This window comes from Thiothrix unzii, from assembly GCF_017901175.1.
GTDB classification, from domain to species: domain Bacteria; phylum Pseudomonadota; class Gammaproteobacteria; order Thiotrichales; family Thiotrichaceae; genus Thiothrix; species Thiothrix unzii.
This window is the reverse complement of record NZ_CP072793.1, coordinates 2,559,840-2,577,511: the sequence shown is the minus strand read 5'-3', so window position 1 is coordinate 2,577,511 and position 17,672 is coordinate 2,559,840. Positions and strand designations below refer to the sequence as shown.

16 protein-coding genes are annotated in these 17,672 nt (G+C 51.1%); 8 read left to right on the top strand and 8 right to left on the bottom strand.

The genetic code is table 11. The annotated features are described in order from the left end of the window. Positions 1-10: 10 nt before the first annotated feature. The 3 genes from J9260_RS12820 to J9260_RS12810 are packed head-to-tail and all read right to left on the bottom strand — an operon-like array spanning position 11 to position 3,976. Positions 11-1,387: a phosphohexomutase domain-containing protein gene (locus J9260_RS12820; RefSeq protein ID WP_210218129.1), complete on the bottom strand. Its 1,377-nt coding sequence runs from the start codon at positions 1,385-1,387 to the stop codon at positions 11-13. Continuing rightward, positions 1,384-2,817 (bottom strand): mannose-1-phosphate guanylyltransferase/mannose-6-phosphate isomerase, encoded by a 1,434-nt coding sequence (locus tag J9260_RS12815; RefSeq protein ID WP_210220788.1) that lies wholly within the window; start codon positions 2,815-2,817, stop codon positions 1,384-1,386. The genes J9260_RS12820 and J9260_RS12815 overlap by 4 nt, the downstream gene beginning before the upstream one ends. Then, entirely contained in the window at positions 2,810-3,976 is a 1,167-nt protein-coding gene (locus J9260_RS12810) for a nucleotide sugar dehydrogenase (protein ID WP_210218128.1), read from the bottom strand. Before J9260_RS12810 ends, J9260_RS12815 begins: the two co-directional genes overlap by 8 nt. A 187-nt stretch (positions 3,977-4,163) precedes the next feature. On the opposite strand from J9260_RS12810, the gene recC reads away from it, so the two are divergent. Further along, positions 4,164-7,271 (top strand): exodeoxyribonuclease V subunit gamma, encoded by a 3,108-nt coding sequence (gene recC, locus J9260_RS12805; RefSeq protein ID WP_210218127.1) that lies wholly within the window; start codon positions 4,164-4,166, stop codon positions 7,269-7,271. Between the two features lie 35 nt (positions 7,272-7,306). Here the strand turns inward: recC and J9260_RS12800 are convergent, their stop codons facing one another. Continuing rightward, positions 7,307-7,960 (bottom strand): histidinol-phosphatase, encoded by a 654-nt coding sequence (locus tag J9260_RS12800; protein WP_210218126.1) that lies wholly within the window; start codon positions 7,958-7,960, stop codon positions 7,307-7,309. 119 nt (positions 7,961-8,079) lie between these two features. Here J9260_RS12800 and J9260_RS12795 point away from each other — a divergent pair, with 119 nt between their 5' ends. Then, positions 8,080-8,550 carry an RNA pyrophosphohydrolase gene (locus J9260_RS12795; protein ID WP_210220787.1) on the top strand — a complete coding sequence of 157 codons (471 nt, stop codon included), beginning with the start codon at positions 8,080-8,082 and terminating at the stop codon, positions 8,548-8,550. 62 nt (positions 8,551-8,612) lie between these two features. Here J9260_RS12795 and hemJ read toward each other — a convergent pair whose 3' ends face one another. Both hemJ and J9260_RS12785 read right to left on the bottom strand, forming a co-directional pair. Further along, positions 8,613-9,035, bottom strand: a complete 423-nt coding sequence (hemJ, locus tag J9260_RS12790) for a protoporphyrinogen oxidase HemJ (RefSeq protein ID WP_246499434.1) — start codon at positions 9,033-9,035, stop codon at positions 8,613-8,615. A 3-nt stretch (positions 9,036-9,038) separates the two neighbouring features. Continuing rightward, complete coding sequence (locus tag J9260_RS12785; RefSeq protein WP_210218125.1) at positions 9,039-9,542, bottom strand: TlpA disulfide reductase family protein; 504 nt, start codon at positions 9,540-9,542, stop codon at positions 9,039-9,041. A gap of 89 nt (positions 9,543-9,631) precedes the next feature. Here J9260_RS12785 and argC point away from each other — a divergent pair, with 89 nt between their 5' ends. From argC to erpA, 4 genes are all read left to right on the top strand, one after another. Beyond that, positions 9,632-10,666, top strand: a complete 1,035-nt coding sequence (argC, locus tag J9260_RS12780; RefSeq protein WP_210218124.1) for an N-acetyl-gamma-glutamyl-phosphate reductase — start codon at positions 9,632-9,634, stop codon at positions 10,664-10,666. Positions 10,667-10,700: 34 nt separating this feature from the next. Further along, positions 10,701-11,513 carry a DUF6776 family protein gene (locus J9260_RS12775; RefSeq protein ID WP_210218123.1) on the top strand — a complete coding sequence of 271 codons (813 nt, stop codon included), beginning with the start codon at positions 10,701-10,703 and terminating at the stop codon, positions 11,511-11,513. Positions 11,514-11,519: 6 nt separating this feature from the next. Continuing rightward, positions 11,520-11,972 (top strand): bactofilin family protein, encoded by a 453-nt coding sequence (locus J9260_RS12770; protein WP_210218122.1) that lies wholly within the window; start codon positions 11,520-11,522, stop codon positions 11,970-11,972. A 70-nt stretch (positions 11,973-12,042) separates the two neighbouring features. Then, a complete protein-coding gene (gene erpA, locus J9260_RS12765) occupies positions 12,043-12,393 on the top strand; it encodes an iron-sulfur cluster insertion protein ErpA (protein ID WP_210218121.1) in 351 nt (116 codons plus the stop codon). 47 nt (positions 12,394-12,440) lie between these two features. Here the strand turns inward: erpA and J9260_RS12760 are convergent, their stop codons facing one another. After that, entirely contained in the window at positions 12,441-13,040 is a 600-nt protein-coding gene (locus J9260_RS12760) for a hypothetical protein (RefSeq protein WP_210218120.1), read from the bottom strand. Positions 13,041-13,179: 139 nt separating this feature from the next. On the opposite strand from J9260_RS12760, the gene J9260_RS12755 reads away from it, so the two are divergent. Together J9260_RS12755 and J9260_RS12750 are read left to right on the top strand one after the other, a co-directional pair. Then, positions 13,180-13,845 carry a type IV toxin-antitoxin system AbiEi family antitoxin domain-containing protein gene (locus J9260_RS12755; RefSeq protein WP_210218119.1) on the top strand — a complete coding sequence of 222 codons (666 nt, stop codon included), beginning with the start codon at positions 13,180-13,182 and terminating at the stop codon, positions 13,843-13,845. Next, positions 13,845-14,729 (top strand): nucleotidyl transferase AbiEii/AbiGii toxin family protein, encoded by an 885-nt coding sequence (locus J9260_RS12750; RefSeq protein WP_210218118.1) that lies wholly within the window; start codon positions 13,845-13,847, stop codon positions 14,727-14,729. The genes J9260_RS12755 and J9260_RS12750 overlap by 1 nt, the downstream gene beginning before the upstream one ends. On the opposite strand, the gene ppc is transcribed toward J9260_RS12750, so the two are convergent. Further along, positions 14,692-17,511, bottom strand: coding sequence for a phosphoenolpyruvate carboxylase (gene ppc / locus J9260_RS12745; RefSeq protein ID WP_210218117.1), 2,820 nt, complete (start codon positions 17,509-17,511; stop codon positions 14,692-14,694). The two genes, J9260_RS12750 and ppc, sit on opposite strands and share 38 nt — an antisense overlap. Between the last annotated feature and the right edge of the window lie 161 nt (positions 17,512-17,672).

The window sequence follows — 17,672 nt, the reverse complement described above, 5'->3', positions numbered from 1 at the left end:
GGGTGTCACCTTACTGAAGTAAGCTTTTGATAAGTTGGGTTTTTTCTGCTACGAGTGCTATGCTGCCACGACCTTCCACATTCAGACGCAGCATGGGCTCGGTATTGGAGCCACGTAAATTAAAACGCCACTCCGCAAACTCCATGCTGAGGCCGTCAGTCATATCAGTAAGTTGAGGCGCATGTTTCAAGAAGTGCTGATGGATTACATTGATACTAGTTTGGGTATCCTGCACTTGAAAATTGATTTCACCACTGCATGGGTAGGCTGCCATGCGTTTGCCAACCAATGATGATAGGGGTTGACCGGTGGTGGATAGCATCTCTGCTACCAACAACCATGGAATCATGCCGCTGTCACAATAGGCAAAGTCGCGGAAGTAGTGGTGCGCACTCATCTCACCACCATAAACGGCATCTTCCAAACGCATCCGCTCTTTGATGAAGGCATGGCCTGTTTTTGATTGGATGGGAATGCCGCCATTTGCCCGTACAATATCAAGGGTGTTCCATGTTAGGCGTGGATCATGGATGATTTTTGTCCCCGGCTGCTTGTGCAGGAACGCTTCAGCCAGTAATCCGACGATGTAATAGCCTTCAATAAACCCACCGTTCTCGTCAAATAAGAAACAGCGGTCAAAATCACCGTCCCAAGCAATCCCCATGTCCGCACCGTGCTGGATGACTGCATTGCGGGTATCTGCCCGGTTTTCGGGCAACAACGGATTGGGGATGCCATGAGGGAATGTGCCATCCGCCTCGTTATGCACTTTGATAAAGGTAATCGGTACTTGCAGGCGTTGGAATTCCATTTCCAGTGCGTCAACTACATGCCCTGCCGCCCCATTGCCCGCATTAACCACCAGTTTTAGTGGCTTAAATTTCTCTAAGTCAACATAACCGAGCAGGTGTTGCACATAATGGGTAAGGCAGGATTGTTGGGTCAGTGTGCCGCGTTGCGTGACAGGTGGAAATTCGTTGGCTTCTGCCAAGCGTTGAACAGCTTTCAGCCCGGTATCACCACTGATGGGTTTTGAACCTTCGCGCACCAGCTTCATGCCGTTGTAGTCTAACGGGTTATGGCTGGCCGTTACTTCGATACCACCGTCCACCCCAAGATGAAAAGTGGCAAAATAAATTTCTTCCGTACCAGTTAGGCCAAGGTCGATGACATTGACCCCTGAATCCATCAAGCCATCAGCTAAGGCAAGCTTTAATGCCTCAGAAGTTAGGCGCACATCACCACCAACCACTACTGTCTTTGTACTCTTCGCCACCCCTAGCCATTCACCATATGCACGTCCAATCCGGTAAGCAATGGCCTCGTTTAACTCACTGCCAAGTTTACCGCGAATATCATAGGCTTTAAAACAAGTCAGTTTATTCATGAGCTGAGTCGCCCGTATTGGTCTGAAAACCGTACAATGTCGTCTTCCCCAAGATAGCTGCCTGATTGAACTTCGATGATTTCTAACGGGACTTTTCCGGGGTTTACCAACTGATGTGTCTCGCCTAATGGGATATAGGTGGATTGATTCTCTGTCAATAGTAAAGTTTTTTCTCCACAGTGAACCTCCGCAGTGCCTTTAACAACGATCCAGTGTTCAGCGCGGTGGTAATGCATTTGCAAAGATAGACGCTCTCCCGGTTTTACCACAATACGCTTAACTTGGAAGCGATGACCGCTATCAATGCTATCATAACTACCCCACGGACGGTTAACTTCTCGGTGAAGGGTTGCCTCTGGGCGATTTTTCACGTTTAATTGGTCAACGATTTTCTTTACATCCTGTACTTGGTCGCGCCTTGCCACCAAGGTGGCATCTTTGGTGTCAATAACCACTAAGTCATCAACACCAACCAATGCGACTAAGCGGTGTTCGGTATGCACTAGGTTGTTATGTGCGTTATGTATCAAGGCATCACCACGTAAAACATTGCCATCTTGATCTTGCTTTCCATCTTCCCAAACGGCTGACCACGCTCCTACGTCATTCCAGCCTGCATCTAGCGGCACAACAACGGCATCCATAGTTTTTTCCATAACAGCATAGTCTACAGAAATGTTGGGACAGGTGGCAAAAGCATCAGGACAGACTCGAATAAAATCCAGATCATGAGCATCCTTCAGCAAGGCTTGCTGGCAGGCACCCAACACCTCTGGTTGCCAACGTGCCAACTCTTCCAGAAACCGGCTGGCGCGGAATAGGAACATACCACTGTTCCATAGGTATTCGCCACTGGCGAGGTAATGTTCGGCCGTGGTAATGTCTGGTTTTTCGACAAAGGCAGCGACGCGGTGAGTACTACCTCGATAAGTGTTTATGGTTTCCCCTTGTTGTATGTAACCATAACCTGTTTCTGGTTTATTCGGAACAATCCCAAAAGTGACCAAAAAGCCATCATTGGCAGCTTGTTGCGCTACTCCGATTGCATGGTGTAAAGCTAATGTGTCACGTATGACGTGGTCGGCCGGTAAAACTAGTAAGTTGGCATCCCTATGTTGTGCGCAAATGTGGAATGCTGCTAGTGCGATGGCGGGTGCTGTATTGCGTCCAATAGGTTCCAATAAAATACCTTGATGGGGCAGGTCACATTCGCGTAGTTGTTCAGCCACCATAAATCGATGTTCTTCATTGCATACAACTACAGGAGCCTCTAGTTCGGTAATACCTTGCAAGCGTAGAATGGTAGACTGAAATAAGGTAAATTCATCAACGACAGGCAGAAATTGTTTGGGGCGATGCTTCCGTGATAAAGGCCACAAACGCGTACCTGAACCACCTGATAAAATAACTGGTATTAATTGATTAATCATTTCCAAATAAATCTCGTGTATAAACCTTAGCAACCACATCCCCCAACGCATCCACCATCCGATTTGCCACAATCACATCGCTCATCTGCTTAAACGCATCCACACTACGAATCACCGCCGACCTGAAAAATGTCTCTTCCTGCAACACCGGCTCATACACCACCACATCAATCCCCTTGGCCTTGATGCGCTTCATAATCCCCTGAATGCTGGAGGCGCGGAAATTATCCGACCCTGCTTTCATAATCAGCCGATAAATCCCCACCACCCGTGGGTTACGGCGAATAATGTCATCAGCAATGAAATCCTTACGGGTACGGTTCGCATCCACAATCGCATTAATCAAGTTTTGCGGCACTTGGTTGTAATTCGCCAATAACTGCTTGGTATCTTTCGGCAGGCAATAACCGCCATACCCAAATGACGGGTTGTTGTAATGGTTGCCAATACGCGGGTCGAGGCACACTCCATCAATAATCTGGCGCGTATCCAACTTATTAGTCGCGGCGTAAGTATCCAACTCGTTGAAATACGCTACCCGCATTGCCAGATAAGTATTCGCAAACAACTTAATCGCTTCCGCCTCAGTCGAGTCAGTAAACAGCGTTGGGATGTCTTGCTTAATCGCGCCTTCTTGCAACAAGGCTGCAAAGGTTTCCGCCCGTTGCGAGCGTTCTCCCACCACAATCCGCGAAGGATGCAGGTTGTCATACAACGCCCGTCCCTCACGCAAAAATTCCGGTGAGAACAGGATATTATCACTGCCCATTTCCGTGCGGATACGCGCCGTATATCCCACTGGCACCGTCGATTTAATCACCATCACTGCTGCGGGGTTAATCGACATCACATCACGAATAACCGCTTCCACTGAGCGCGTATTAAAGGTATTGCTGTGGGTGTCGTAATCCGTTGGTGTCGCAATCACCACAAAGTCAGCATCGCGGTAAGCATCCGCTTTATCCAAGGTCGCACGGAACTGCAAATCTTGGCGTTGCAAAAACTGCTCAATCTCAGTATCCGCGATCGGGGATTGTCCCGCGTTCAGTTGTGCGATTTTCTCCGGCACGATGTCCAGTGCAACTACTTCGTGGTGTTGTGCGAGCAGCATGGCATTGGAAAGGCCGACGTAACCGGTTCCGGCAATGGCGATTTTCATAATTGATTCTTGTGGGAGTGAAGGTCTTCAAATCCTAGGCACGCTACCGCCCTACCGTGTCATTGATGGCATAGGGAAGGCCGAAGAGCGGCGCGGTCATTATTGTCGTTTAAATACCACTTATATAGCAAGTTTATGTTCAGCTTCGGTCTCTATTTCTCAGCACAACTCCTGTTACAATCACTCCATGCTTTATCTACACCAATCCAATCAGTTAGAACACCTTGCGCATCATTTTGCCGCTCTCCAGCGGATTGACCCGTTGTCGCCATTAACCCATGAAATGGTGGTGGTGCAAAACAGCGGCATGGGGCGTTGGTTATCACTACAAACGGCGCGTTTTAACGGTATTAGCGCGAATATCCGCTACTTGTTTCCCGCTGAAATGACGTGGGAGTTATTGCGGGCGGTATTGAGTGATGTGCCGGAAAAAGACCCGTGTGCGCCAGCGAGTTTGCGTTGGCGATTATTGACGGTGTTTTTGCAAGAGCCGGATGAATGGCCGGAGTTAAACCATTATCTCGCGACGGGTGCGGCAGGTGCTTGGCAATTGGCGGGACAAATTGCTAAGGTTTTTGACCAATACCTGTTTTTTCGCCCAGACTGGATTCGGGAGTGGGAAGCGACTTCGACTCCGCTCAGCCAGCGAGGGGATAGCTCCCTGAGCGAAGTCGAAGGGTGGCAACAACGACTGTGGTGGCGTGTTGCTGGTGCGCAAAAACTGCCGCATTGGGTGCGCTTGCAAGCACGTTTCTCCGCCGCTATGCAGCAAGGTGAACACACAGGCTCGCCCCTACCCGCGCGCATTAGCTTTTTTTCTGTGCCGGTGTTGTCGCCCGGTTATGTGCAATTACTGACGCAGGTAGCGCAATACATCGACATTCATGTGTATTTGATGAATCCGAGTATTGAATACTGGGGTGATATTGAGTCCGAAAAGCGGCGGCGCAAACAAAGCCCGGAAGCGCAAGCACTGACCACAGTGGGGAATCCGTTGCTGGCTTCATGGGGTAGGCAAGGGCGGGATTTTCTCGATCAATTGCTCGAAGCCAATGCGGAAATTGACGACACCTTGTTTGTCGAAACCGATGAAACTACCTTGTTGCAACAACTACAAGCTGACATCCTGCATTTGCGGATGCCGGAATCATTGCCACCTGCTAACCATTCTTCTATCGCCTTCCATTCCTGCCATTCTCCCCTACGCGAAGCCGAAGTGCTCTACCAACAGCTTGTAAAATTATTGAGCGAAAATGAGGATCTGACACCCGCCGATATTGTCATTATGATGCCAGATATTGACACTTACGCGCCGTATTTAGAGGCGGTATTTGCCACGGCTGATCCGCCCTTGCCGTATAGCATTGCCGATGGCAGCCCGCGTTTTACCCAAGGAATGCTGAATTTGTGTCAGCAGTTGTTGGGCTTGCCGCAAACCCGCTGCGATGTGGAAAGCGTGCTGGCGTTGCTGGAATTTGAGGAAGTGCGCGAACATCTGGCGATGGATGAAGCGCAAGTGATGCAGTGTCGGGCATGGATGCGGGCAGTCAATGTGCGTTGGGGTGCGGATACGCGGATGCGCGATGCGCAAGGTGGGGCGGTAACGTTGGAGCATACTTGGCGGTACGGCTTGGATCGCTTGTTGCTGGGGTATGCGTTACCGGGGACGGATTTATTCGCAGATGTACTGCCATTTAACGATATTGAGGGTAGTCTTGCGCTGCTTTTGGCGCGGTTGCAACAGCTTTTGGATGCAGTGTTGGGGTTAGCCGCTTGGCAGGGGCAAACCCACCCGCTGGCGGTGTGGGATCAGCGTTTACGTCAAGTATTGCACGCGGTGGTGGGCGAAACTGCCAACCTGTCAATGGTGTGGCAGGCATTAGATCAGCTCAAAAAAACCGTGACGCAAGCCGATTTTGCCGAACCGTTAGCGTGGGAAATCTTTCAAGCGGCGTTGTTGGAACAGTTGGATAAACGCAGCGAAGCGGATGGCTTTTTGGGGCGCGGCATTACCTTTTGCGCGTTGATGCCGATGCGGACTGTGCCGTTTCGTTTCGTGGGCATTATTGGCATGAATGACGGGGTGTTTCCGCGTCGTGATACCCGTGCGAGTTTTGACCGTATGGGGTTGCAAGTGCGACGCGGTGATCGTTTGAAGCGCGATGAAGACCGTTATTTGTTTTTGGAAAGCGTGCTGTCGGCGCGGGAATGGTTGTACATCAGCTACGTGGGGCAAAGTCAGCAGGATAATAGCGAATTGCCGCCGTCGGTGTTAGTTAGCGAATTGCTGGATTATCTGGAACGTTGTGGTGTGACACGCGAAGCGTTAATTACGAAGCATCGTTTGCAGGAGTGGGAGAATACTTTGGGGGCGGGGGGTAACGGCGAAGCTGTATGGGGGGGCGAAAGTTGGCAGTTTCTTCCCTCACCCGACTCTAACTATCGCCAACTCACCCTGTCTGATTTAATCCGTTTTTACCAACACCCTGCGCGTTATTTTTTGCAGGAGCGTTTTGGGTTGCGTTTGGGCGAACGCGATGAAAGTTTGCCAGTACGTGAGCCGTTCGAGCTGGAAAAGTTTAGCGATGCGACCTTGCGGGAGGTGATTTTCCAACAGTTGCGTTGCGGGCGGGCGGCAGAAACCGCCTTGCCGTTGTTGCGGGCGCAGGGCTTATTGCCGCACGGTACGCCGGGTGCGTTGTTATTCGGGCGTGAGGTGATTGTAACTCAAGACTTTTTTGAGCGGGTGCAGCCCTTGCCAGTATTGCAGCAGCAGTCTTTTTATCTGGAGTTGGGTGAGTTCAGTTTGAGTGGGGTGTTGGGGCAGTTGGATAGCAGCGGGCGGCGCGAATACGTGTTGGGTAAATTGAGTTACTGGCAGTGGTTGGAAATTTGGCTACAACATTTGGTGCTGAATGTGTTACCCGAATCCACCTACGGGCGGCACACGCAGGTGTTGGGTGTGGAAAAAGATGTGCAGTTACTGCCCGTCACCGATGCCGCAGCGCAATTGGAGCAACTGCTGGCTTTGTACTGGCGTGGTTTGCAGCAGCCGCTGGCGTTTTTCCCGAAAACGGCGTTTGAAATGGCAAAGCTGGACGCGCCCACCCCCGCGCAAGCAACCACTAAGTGGGAAAGCAGTTACGGTTACGCGGGTGAGGGCGACAAACCTGAATACCGTTTGTTATATCGCCACGAAAATCCGCTCGAAACCCACTGGGACGAGTTTCTGGAAATCACCCAAGGATTGTTTAAAGCGATGTTGAGGCATTCTGCTCCCCTCGCCGTTCCCTGAGCGTAGTCGAAGGGAGGGTGAGGGATAATTTTGCACTAACGCAGCGAAATAACCGGCCAGCCGCGCTCAACCGCAATGGCTCGCAAGGTATCATCCGGGTCAACCGCTATCGGATGATCCACCATCTCCAGCAGTGGTAAATCATTACGTGAATCGCTGTAAAAATAGCTGCCCGCCAAAGTTTCGGTGCGGTTTTCCAGCCATTGCTGCAAGCGTGTCACTTTGCCGTGCTGGAAGCAGGGTGCGCCATCCACTTCGCGGGTATAATGCCCGTTGACGATTTTTGGCTCGGTTGCCAGCAGGTGTTCAATCCCAAACGCGCTCACAATCGGGCGGGTAATAAAACTGTTAGTGGCGGTAATGACCATCAAGGTGTGGCCTTGAGCGCGATGGTGTGCGACCAGCTCTTGTGACTTTTCCGGGAGAATCGGCTCGATCACTTCCGCCATGAATTCGCGGTGTAAGGTGGCGAGTTCTTCCATGCTGCGTTCGCTTAACGGGCCGAAAGAGAACGCGGAATATTCGAGGATGTCGAGTGTGCCTGCGCGGTATTGCCCGTAAAAACGTTGGTTTTCGGCCTCGTAAGCTACGGGGTCAACCAAACCCTTGCTGACAAGGAATTGCCCCCATTCGTAGTCGCTATCCCCACTGAGCAGGGTGTTGTCGAGATCAAATAGTGCCAAAGTCATGGCTCAATGCTCCTGATTAAGGAAAAGTTCCCGATTGTACCGAGTTTCTGTTGCCGTGAAATTGCTGAATGGTGGCGGTTGTGAAAAAATCGGAGCAAGTCAAATTTGGAGTACGAGTCGTGATTGATGAGGAAGGGTTTAGAGCCAATGTTGGCATCATCCTCTGCAATTGCGACGGCAAAGTGTTTTGGGGAAAGCGTCTGGGACAGGAGTCCTGGCAATTTCCGCAGGGAGGGATTGATCGGGGAGAGACACCGACAGAAGCGATGTTCCGCGAGTTATACGAGGAGCTAGGTTTGCTGCGGAATCAAGTCGAAGTAATCGGACAAACCCGTGGTTGGCTGCGTTATCGCATTCCCCACTACATGATCCGCCGTCGCGCGAAGCCATTGTGCATCGGGCAGAAACAGCGTTGGTTTTTATTGCGTATGTTATGCGCAGACCAAGAAGTGAATTTACAAGCGTGTGAAAAGCCGGAGTTTGACCATTGGGAGTGGGTCGATTACTGGCGGCCTGCCAATCAGGTGGTGTTCTTCAAGCGTCGGGTTTACCGGCGTGCGTTGGATGAATTGGCTCCGTTGTTGGGGTAGGGAAGTGCGTGTGAACTAGGGGTAGAGACGCAAAATTTTGCGTCTCTACGGTGAGGCGACTCTTAAAATGGTTTTACAATCGCTAAAATGACGATCACGATCAGCAGCACGCTAGGTGCTTCATTGAACCAGCGATACCAGCGGTGATCACGGGTGTTGGCATCGTTGCGGAATTTAATCATTAAGCGGTAACAAGCGTGGTGATAGCCAATTAGCAGCGCGATCAGCAGCAGTTTGAAGTGAAACCACCCCGATTGAAATAACACCCCACCGCCTTGCACAATCATAATGATACCGAACACCGCCGTAATGACTGCGCCAATCGTCATAATCGCGAATAAACGCCGCTCCATGATTTTAAACAAGGCAAAACTACCGCTGTTTTCCGGCATGGCGTGGTAAACGTATAAGCGTGGTAAGTAAAACAGTCCTGCGAACCAAGTCACCATAAAAATAACGTGAATCGCTTTAACCCATTCGTACATGATTTATCCTTTCAAAAGTTCCAATATTTTCTTTTCCAGTTCGGCATGATCCCACTCGCCGAGGCGTTGCATGGCGATTTTGCCGTCTGGGGCAATCAGGAAAGAGGTGGGTGTTACCCGAACATCAAATTGTTGCGCCAAGGCTCCGGTTTGATCGTAAGCGATGGTGTATTCCATGCCTTTTTGGGTGCGCATGGCTTGAATCGCAGGCATTTCATCGTAAGACATGGCAACCCCAATGATGCGGAACCCGTCATTTTGATGTTGTTGATGTAGGGCTTGTAACGCCGGAATTTCTTTCACGCAACCGGGGCACGAAGTCGACCAGAAGGTGAGTAAATAGGGTTTACCTTTGAGGCTGTCCAGTGGCAGGCTTGCACCCTCCAAAGTTGCCACACTCAGGTTGGCAGGAATGGATTTCAGCCCTTGGTTGGGCATGAGTAAGAAAAAGGCTAATACACCCGCGACGAGGGCGATGATAGCGAGTCCTTTTATGTCCAGTTTCATGGTGTTGTCTCTTGCTACAGGTTGTTAATCATCAAGGTTGGCGCGTATTATACGTGGGATTTTTCGGCCTGATAGAAAAAAGGGTTGTTGTGAGTAAGAAGATTGGTATTGTCGGCGCGACGGGCTACACGGGTGTCGAGTTATTACGTTTATTAGTTAACCATCCTGGCGTAACGCTGAGTTACGTGACTTCGCGGGAAAATGCGGGAATGCGCGTTGATGCGATGTTCCCTAATTTGCGTGGTTATGTGGATTTGACGTTTTCTACGCCGTCCGATGAGCAATTAGCGGAATGCGATTTGGTGTTTTTCGCCACGCCCAACGGGGTAGCGATGAAAAGTGCGCAAGTCTTACTGGATGCCGGTGTTAAGGTGATTGACCTTGCGGCTGATTTCCGCATTAAAGACATTGCGCTATGGGAAAAGTGGTACGGCATGACCCACGCCAGCCCGGATTTGGTGGCAGAAGCGGTTTACGGTTTGCCCGAATTGAACCGTGCAGCGGTGCAGCAGGCGCGTTTGGTGGCAAACCCCGGTTGTTACCCGACCGCCGTGACGCTTGGTTTGTTGCCGTTAGTGGAAAATAAGCTGATTGATCTGCAAGGCATCATTGCCGACACCAAGTCCGGTGCGAGCGGGGCAGGGCGTAAGGCGGAAGTAGCTACTTTATTGTGTGAAGCGGGCGATAGTTTCAAAGCTTACGCGGTTGCAGGGCATCGCCATCAGCCAGAAATTGCGCAAACCTTATCATTAATGGCAGGCTGTCCGATTAATCCTACTTTTGTTCCGCATTTGCTACCCATGATTCGGGGTATTCACGCTACACTGTACGCAATGCTTCAAGAGGGAAGTGTCGATTTACAGCAACTGTACCAAAGCCGTTATGCGGCTGAACCGTTTGTGGATGTCATGCCCGCTGGTTCACACCCCGAAACCCGTTCTGTGCGTGGCGCGAATTTCTGCCGGATCGCGGTACATCGTCCCGGTAACGCCGAGCGTGTTGTGGTACTCTCTGTGATCGACAACCTTGTGAAAGGTGCGGCAGGGCAGGCGGTGCAAAACATGAATCTGATGTTAGGCTTTGCGGAAGATACCGCCTTGCGTCATCCGGGTTTGCTGCCTTGATAATTAAGGGAATAATGAGGCAATACAGTCAGGCATGGCTTTAGAATACAAATTTGAAAATCGCGGTACGGTGCAGGTGCGCCCTACCGGTAGCGATAAGCGCAATCCTTGTTGGTACATGTTAATCGCGGCATTGTTGCTGGTATTAATGATGGCAACATGGTTATTTTTTAGTGGTTATCTGACACCTGTTGACTCCTCTGGGGCGCACGCTGTCACTTTGCGTGGCAAGATGGATGAGCAGGAACGCTTGCTGACTAAACAGCTTACCGATATTAAAGCACTCGAAGATCAGTTGGCGACTGTCAAACGTGAACAGCAAGTGCAGGTTTCCGCTAATGATGAGCTAACCAAGAAATTTGCTGCCGCTTCGGCTGAATTAGCCAGCGAACGCGAAAAACTGGTGTTGTATGAAGGCATTTTGTCACCCTCCGGGTTGGCAGAAGGCTTGCACATCCAGCATTTCGGGGTCAAACCGCGCATGGTTGACGACAAGGGTAAGAAAGTCGAAGGGCTGTACAATTACCACTTGGTGTTATCCAATATTAAGGGCGGCGATACCTCGGTGGATGGCAGTTACAGCATCACCATTAACGGTAAGCAGGACGGCAAAGACGTAACGGTAACGCACAAAGACGTGACCCCGGCAGCCGATAAGTTAGCCACTAAGTTTTCGGTAAAACATTACCAAAGTTTGGAAGGTAATTTACTGTTTCCCAAAGATTTTGTACCCGTGACAGTAAAATTGAAAGTAACCCCTAACACGGGTGATGCCCCGGAACGGCTAACGCGCAGTTACGAGTGGGCAACCTTTAACGATTCCAACGCATCCACGAAAAAGGAGTGATCAAGCATGTTCGGTAAATCTGCCAAAACAGGTGGTTCCAGTAATAGTTCGTCTAGCAACGGTGTTCAAGGCGATCAGAAAATCCGTCGTGCGCAGGTCGATACCCTGATTGGTCGCGGGACGACGATTGACGGCGATTTGCGCTTTTCCGGTGGTTTGCACATCGAAGGCGTGATCAAAGGCAATTTAGCCGCTGATGGCGATGATGCTACTCTGATTCTGAGCGAACACGGTCATATTCAAGGCGAAGTGCGCGTGCCCAGCATGGTACTCAACGGCATGATTGACGGCGATGTGTTCGCCAGCGGTAAAGTTGAGTTGTTTGAAAAAGCACGGATTTGCGGTGACGTTTACTACAACTTGCTGGAAATGGCGGTAGGTGCGGAAGTTAACGGCAAGTTGGTGCGCCAAAAGCCCGATAACGCCAGCTTTGCAGCAAAAGCATCTGCTACGGAATAGTGGCTTTATTGCCCCCTTGCAGCAAGGGTGGTAACGTATCTGCACTATTTAATAAGCAGGAGATATTGGCATGACGGTTGAAACCGCAACCCCTTCCCCGTTGGTATTTACTGACGCGGCGGCAACTAAAGTAAAAGCCCTGATTCAAGACGAGGGCAATGACGCGCTGAAATTGCGCGTATTCGTACAAGGCGGCGGTTGTTCCGGCTTCCAGTACGGTTTTACTTTTGACGAAAACATGAACGAAGACGATACCGCAGTCGAAAATGGCGGCGTAACGTTGTTGATTGATCCGATGAGCTTCCAGTACATGGTTGGTGCAGAAATTGACTACACCGAAGGTCTGGAAGGTGCGCAATTCGTGATTCGTAACCCGAATGCAACCACGACTTGTGGTTGTGGGTCTTCTTTCAGCGCGTAAAGTCGAAGAAAATCCTCGCAGCCCCTTCTTTTGTAAAGGAGGGGTTGTTACGAGCCTTTGACGATTTGAAACGACTTCACCCACACCAGTTCACAAGCCCCACGACCACTATCTTCACGCGAGAGTGAACTTTCCCAACGTCCACCATCAGGCCGCTCCGCATTCACCAGATAGCCCTCAATCGCAATAATGGCTCCCTGTTTAACGCGCTTGATGGCTTTTTCCACGGATTCATCTGCCGGGATCAGGTGCATATTGGCACTTTCGGTTTCAATTTCATGGCGGGGGATGGGGAAAGTATGGGTGCGCCACCAGTAAAAACGCCCGCTCTGGCTGATCTCAATATCCTGAAGAACACGCTCATCCGACATATTTTGCCAGCCCAAGGCCAAATCTACCGGAACCAGATCGGAACCCGCATCCATGCTGTAATCTGCCCGCGATAACACCTTGGCGTGCAGCCGGAATTCAGCCAGTGCCGTGATATGATGAACACCGTGCTGGAATTTCAGCGCAGAATCCAGCTCGCGTTGATAAGGTGCTTCGGTTACGGCGACACCCGGCTCCAGCGTCACCTTACCGTGTCCGCTGAAAAAACCTTTCCAGATAGCTAAGATGCACAACAGTGCCATGAGTACGTGTTTCATGGAGTCATCATTACCCGATACACGACACTTATAAACTTTTGCCGACGATTGGCACGTACACGATTTGGGTAATATTGATATGGTTTAATGGGGATTAATTATCTATACTCGCATAAAGTGAAAGTTTCTGGAATTTTCAATGCAAGCATTAACCGAAAAACTGCTATTCCACCCCTACCGCGAACGCATTCTGGATGAAACCCAGTTAGCACACCTAATGGGGGGCACATCCGCTCGCCGTTATGGTTTGACCAACCGTGCGTTGCAAGCGGGTGAACTGCAACGTCTGATGCGCGGTTTATACGTATTGCCGCAACGTTTCCGGCAAACCCGCTTGCATCCCTTTGTGATTGCCCAACGATTATACCCCACCAGTTACGTATCGTTTGAAACCGCTCTAGCATGGCACGGCTGGATTCCTGAAGCCGTTCATACCGTTGCGAGTGTGACACCGGGGCGTAAAACCTTGCAGTACCAAGCGGATGGTTTCGGGTTGTTTACCTATCATCCGCTGGCATTACACAAGGGTTATTTTCTGGTGCAAGTGGCGCGGATTGAATTGGAAGGACAAGCAGCTCTGCTGGCAAATCCGTTACGTGCTTTGTTGGACTGGGCGTGTTTTCACAAGCAACCTTGGCAAGGCTTGGCGTTTTTGCAAGATAGCCTGCGGATTGAATCGGAATCCCTTGCCCGCATTACTGCGACAGACATCACTAACTTGCGCTACGTTTACAAGCATCAAGCCGTGCAGCACTGGTTAATGCAGTTGTGTGTCGCGTTGCAACTCAACGGGGAAGCTGTCTAATGCTGGAATTGTTACAACAACGTCTTGACCGTTATCAAGCGAAAGACCCGCTGCAAGAAGAGCAGGCATTAAAAGAAATCATGCAAGAGATTGCTCTCTATGCTTTGTGGCAGGCTGGTTTTTTTGAGGTGGCAGCATTTCAGGGTGGAACGAGCTTACGCATTTTGCATCAACTGCCACGCTTTTCCGAAGACTTGGATTTTTTGCTGAAGCAACCTGACCCTGCATTCGCATGGGAAAAGTATTTACAACCGCTATTGGCGGTCTTTGAGCTTTTTGGTTTGCGCCCGGAAGTATTGGATAAAAGCCGTATGGATCAGGCTGTCCGTAAAGCATTGCTCAAGGATGATTCGATTGCCGGTCAACTCAACCTGTCGTTTTATGCAGGACTTGGTAATCCGGCACGCCACTTGAAAATCAAGCTGGAGGTAGATGTGAATCCGCCAGCTGGTTCAGGGTTTGGGTACAGTTATCTGGATTTCCCGCTGGATTTCGAGGTTTGCCATCAGGATTTGGCGAGTAACTTTGCCTTGAAAATTCACGCGCTGCTGTGTCGCCCCTATTTGAAAGGGCGTGATTGGTATGATTTCGCTTGGTATGTCAAGCAAGGCGTTGCGCCCAATCTGCTGCATTTGCAGGCAGCTTTACAACAATCTGGCGCGTGGGCAGGGCAGGGAATCGTGGTAGATACCGCTTGGTTGCAAGCAACACTGACCACCAAAATCAGTACGATTAACTGGAAAAAGGCGGTCAGTGATGTGGAGCGTTTTGTACCGTTATGGGAACGCCCCGCGCTACAATTGTGGAGTGAGCGTTTCTTCCTGCAAAAACTGGCTCACCTGCCGTTTACCCCGTATTCCGCATCCCCGCCGCAATCGCATTAATCGTCCGCAACAACGTCGGCAACCAGGGCGAATCCGTATTCCCTGTTTCTGCCACATACTGCCGATGCCGCTGGATCAGCGTAATCTGGATATGGTTCAACGGGTCAAGGTAAGGGTCGCGGCGTTGCAGTGAATATTGCAGCAACGGCGTTTCTTCCATCAACCCCTTAAGACGTGCCACGCCCAACACTTCCGCCACGGTCAACTCGTATTCGCTACGGATGTCGGCGAAAATCTTTTGCGCACTGTCCTGATCGCTGGCGAGTTCGGCGTATTCCTTGGCGGTATCCATTTCGCCTTTGTACAAGGCCATTTGGGTGTTACTCAGCAAGGAACGGAATGCAGGCCATTGGTCGTACATGCGTTCCAACAGTTTACCGTTGTCGGGGTGCGCAGCACGGAAGGTGCTTAACGCTGTGCCGATGCCGTACCAAGCGGGCAGGGTATGACGCGATTGCGCCCAACCGAATACCCACGGAATGGCGCGGATTGAGCCTTTGTCACGCACTGTTTTTTTGCGGTGTGACGGGCGCGAGCCAATGTTCAGCAAGGCGATTTCCTGCACAGGGGTGGCTTCATAGAAATAGTCCATCAGCCCCGGTGTCCAGTCGGTCAACTGGCGGTATTTTTGTTCGCCGTTGGCAGCAATGCCGCTCATGGCATTGTGGAACTCTTCGGGGTAAGCCCCGCGTTTTTTCAGCAAACCGATGCTGGCTTTCAACAGGCCGCTGGTGCCAACGCCAAGTTCGTACACAGCCGTTTCCACGTTACTGTACTTGGCGGCGAGCACTTCGCCCTGTTCGGTGAACTTTATTTGCCCGTGAACCGTGTCGGGTGGTTGCGCAATAATCGCTTCGTGGGTAGGGCCGCCGCCGCGTCCAACCGTGCCGCCGCGTCCGTGGAACAAGCGGCATTTCACCCCGTAGCTATCGGTGAGGGTAATGACTTCTTTTTGCGCGTTGTACAAATTCCAGTTTGAGGCGAGGATGCCGCCGTCTTTGCACGAGTCGGAATAACCCAACATGACTTCCTGCATATTCCCGGACGCGGACAGGCAAGCGCGGTAGGCTTCGTTTTCCAGCAAGTGGCTCAACACTTCGGTAATGCGCTTGAGGTCGTCGATGGTTTCAAATAGCGGCGAAATCTGGATGTGGCAGAACAGTTGGCGGTTTTCGTCATAGCCCACCAAGCCCGCCATGTGTGCCAGCAACATGACTTCCATAATGTGGCTGGCGTGGTGGGTCATGGAAATGACGTAAGTGCCGAAAATGCCCGCTCCGGCTTCGTTACGCATTTCCAACATGCTGTCGAAAATTTCCAGCGTTTCGGCGGTGCGTTCGCTGAGTTTGGGGCGGTGTGGGATTGGCAAACGCGGGCGCAGAATGAGTTCGGCGAGGATCTCCATGCGCTCGTTTTCGGGCAGTTCCAAGTAGTTATGGCACAAGCCGGAAAGTTTGAGGACTTCCGCCACCGTTTCGCTGTGAATGGTGGATTCTTGACGGATGTCGAGTTTGTACAAACCAAAGCCGCAGGTTTCGGCTAAACGGATCAAGTCTTTGAGTTCGCGCCCTGCAATCACTAAGTCGCCGTGGCTACGCAGCGAGTCGCGAATCAAATACAGCTCGTGGATAAATTCGGAGACATCAGTGTAAGCATCTGCCGATAAATTGGCGTGCCCGTGTTCCAGTCGCGCATTCACGGCCTTGAGGGTTTCGTGCAGCTTGTGGTGCATGATACTCAGCAGGCGGCGGTAGGGTTCTTGCTGGAAACTTTCATGGGCGTAGTGAAACACGACTTCACCAATGCCAATGCGTTGGTCTTCTTGTTGCAAATACGCGGTGAATTCCGGGGTTGGGGTAATGAACTCCAGCGAGTGCGAGAGGATAGAGCGCAATTCGCGCACCCGGCGGGTGTATTCTTCCAACGCGAGTTGCATTTGCATACGGATGGCTTTGCGGGTCAATGCTGGCGTTACAAACGGGTTGCCATCGCGGTCGCCACCAATCCAAGAGCCGAAACGCAGGAAACTCGGCACGGTAATCGCGCCCCAGCCGTAAGCAATCCGCGCGGCGCGTTCGTAATAACGGTACACGATGGGGATTGCGTCGAACAGCGATTCGCGGAAGTAGTACAAGCCGTAGCGGATTTCGTCTTCTACTGTGGGCTTGCGGGTACGCACTTCGTTGGTGCGCCACATGAGCTGAATTTGTGCTTTGAGGTGGCGCACGAGGGATTCGCGTTCGCTGGCTTCGGGGTTATTGTCGAGCTGGTCGATCACGAGGAAGATGCGCCGCTGGATTTCCATCATGGTGCGGCGGCGGGCTTCGGTAGGGTGCGCAGTGAACACAGGTGTATAGCGCATTTGATCCATCAGGAATTGCATATCGGGAGCGGTCATGCCGCTTTGTTGCAATTCCAGCACGGTGCGGCGCACTGAACCTTTCCATAATTGGCTGTCAGCTTTCTGGATTTCACGGCGGCGTTCACGGTGCTGGAAATCTTCTTCGACGATATTACTGAGGATGTAGAAGGTGTTGAAGGAGCGGATTACCTGTTCGAGCATATCCACATCCAGCGCGTCGATGAGGCTCATCAACTCATGGCGGGTGGCATCGTCGTTGCTTTTGCGCAGGCGGATGTAACCCCGACGCAGCTTTTCGACCGTGGTGTAAACGGCTTCCCCTTCCTGTTCTTTAATCACTTCGCCGAGCAGTTCGCCGAACTGGCGGATATTTTCCTGCAACTTGGCAACGTCAAATGGCTTGTCTGTGGTGACATTCATGATGCGTGGTTTCCCCGAATAGTTAATGCACAAATACATGCAAGAAGGAGGCCGAGATTATGCCTTAACTCCTCTGAGCGACAAAGAAACGTGACACTATGATGAAATTTTAGTTTTTTGCTGCGTTGCAACAAAAAAGTCATTGACAGCTATTTCAGATA

Coding starts and splice junctions, on each gene's coding strand:
- J9260_RS12820 (WP_210218129.1), bottom strand. CDS start 1,387: ATGAATAAACTGACTTGTTTTAAAGCCTATGATATTCGCGGTAAACTT.
- J9260_RS12815 (WP_210220788.1), bottom strand. CDS start 2,817: ATGATTAATCAATTAATACCAGTTATTTTATCAGGTGGTTCAGGTACG.
- J9260_RS12810 (WP_210218128.1), bottom strand. CDS start 3,976: ATGAAAATCGCCATTGCCGGAACCGGTTACGTCGGCCTTTCCAATGCC.
- recC (WP_210218127.1), top strand. CDS start 4,164: ATGCTTTATCTACACCAATCCAATCAGTTAGAACACCTTGCGCATCAT.
- J9260_RS12800 (WP_210218126.1), bottom strand. CDS start 7,960: ATGACTTTGGCACTATTTGATCTCGACAACACCCTGCTCAGTGGGGAT.
- hemJ (WP_246499434.1), bottom strand. CDS start 9,035: ATGTACGAATGGGTTAAAGCGATTCACGTTATTTTTATGGTGACTTGG.
- J9260_RS12785 (WP_210218125.1), bottom strand. CDS start 9,542: ATGAAACTGGACATAAAAGGACTCGCTATCATCGCCCTCGTCGCGGGT.
- J9260_RS12775 (WP_210218123.1), top strand. CDS start 10,701: ATGGCTTTAGAATACAAATTTGAAAATCGCGGTACGGTGCAGGTGCGC.
- J9260_RS12770 (WP_210218122.1), top strand. CDS start 11,520: ATGTTCGGTAAATCTGCCAAAACAGGTGGTTCCAGTAATAGTTCGTCT.
- erpA (WP_210218121.1), top strand. CDS start 12,043: ATGACGGTTGAAACCGCAACCCCTTCCCCGTTGGTATTTACTGACGCG.
- J9260_RS12760 (WP_210218120.1), bottom strand. CDS start 13,040: ATGAAACACGTACTCATGGCACTGTTGTGCATCTTAGCTATCTGGAAA.
- J9260_RS12755 (WP_210218119.1), top strand. CDS start 13,180: ATGCAAGCATTAACCGAAAAACTGCTATTCCACCCCTACCGCGAACGC.
- J9260_RS12750 (WP_210218118.1), top strand. CDS start 13,845: ATGCTGGAATTGTTACAACAACGTCTTGACCGTTATCAAGCGAAAGAC.
- ppc (WP_210218117.1), bottom strand. CDS start 17,511: ATGAATGTCACCACAGACAAGCCATTTGACGTTGCCAAGTTGCAGGAA.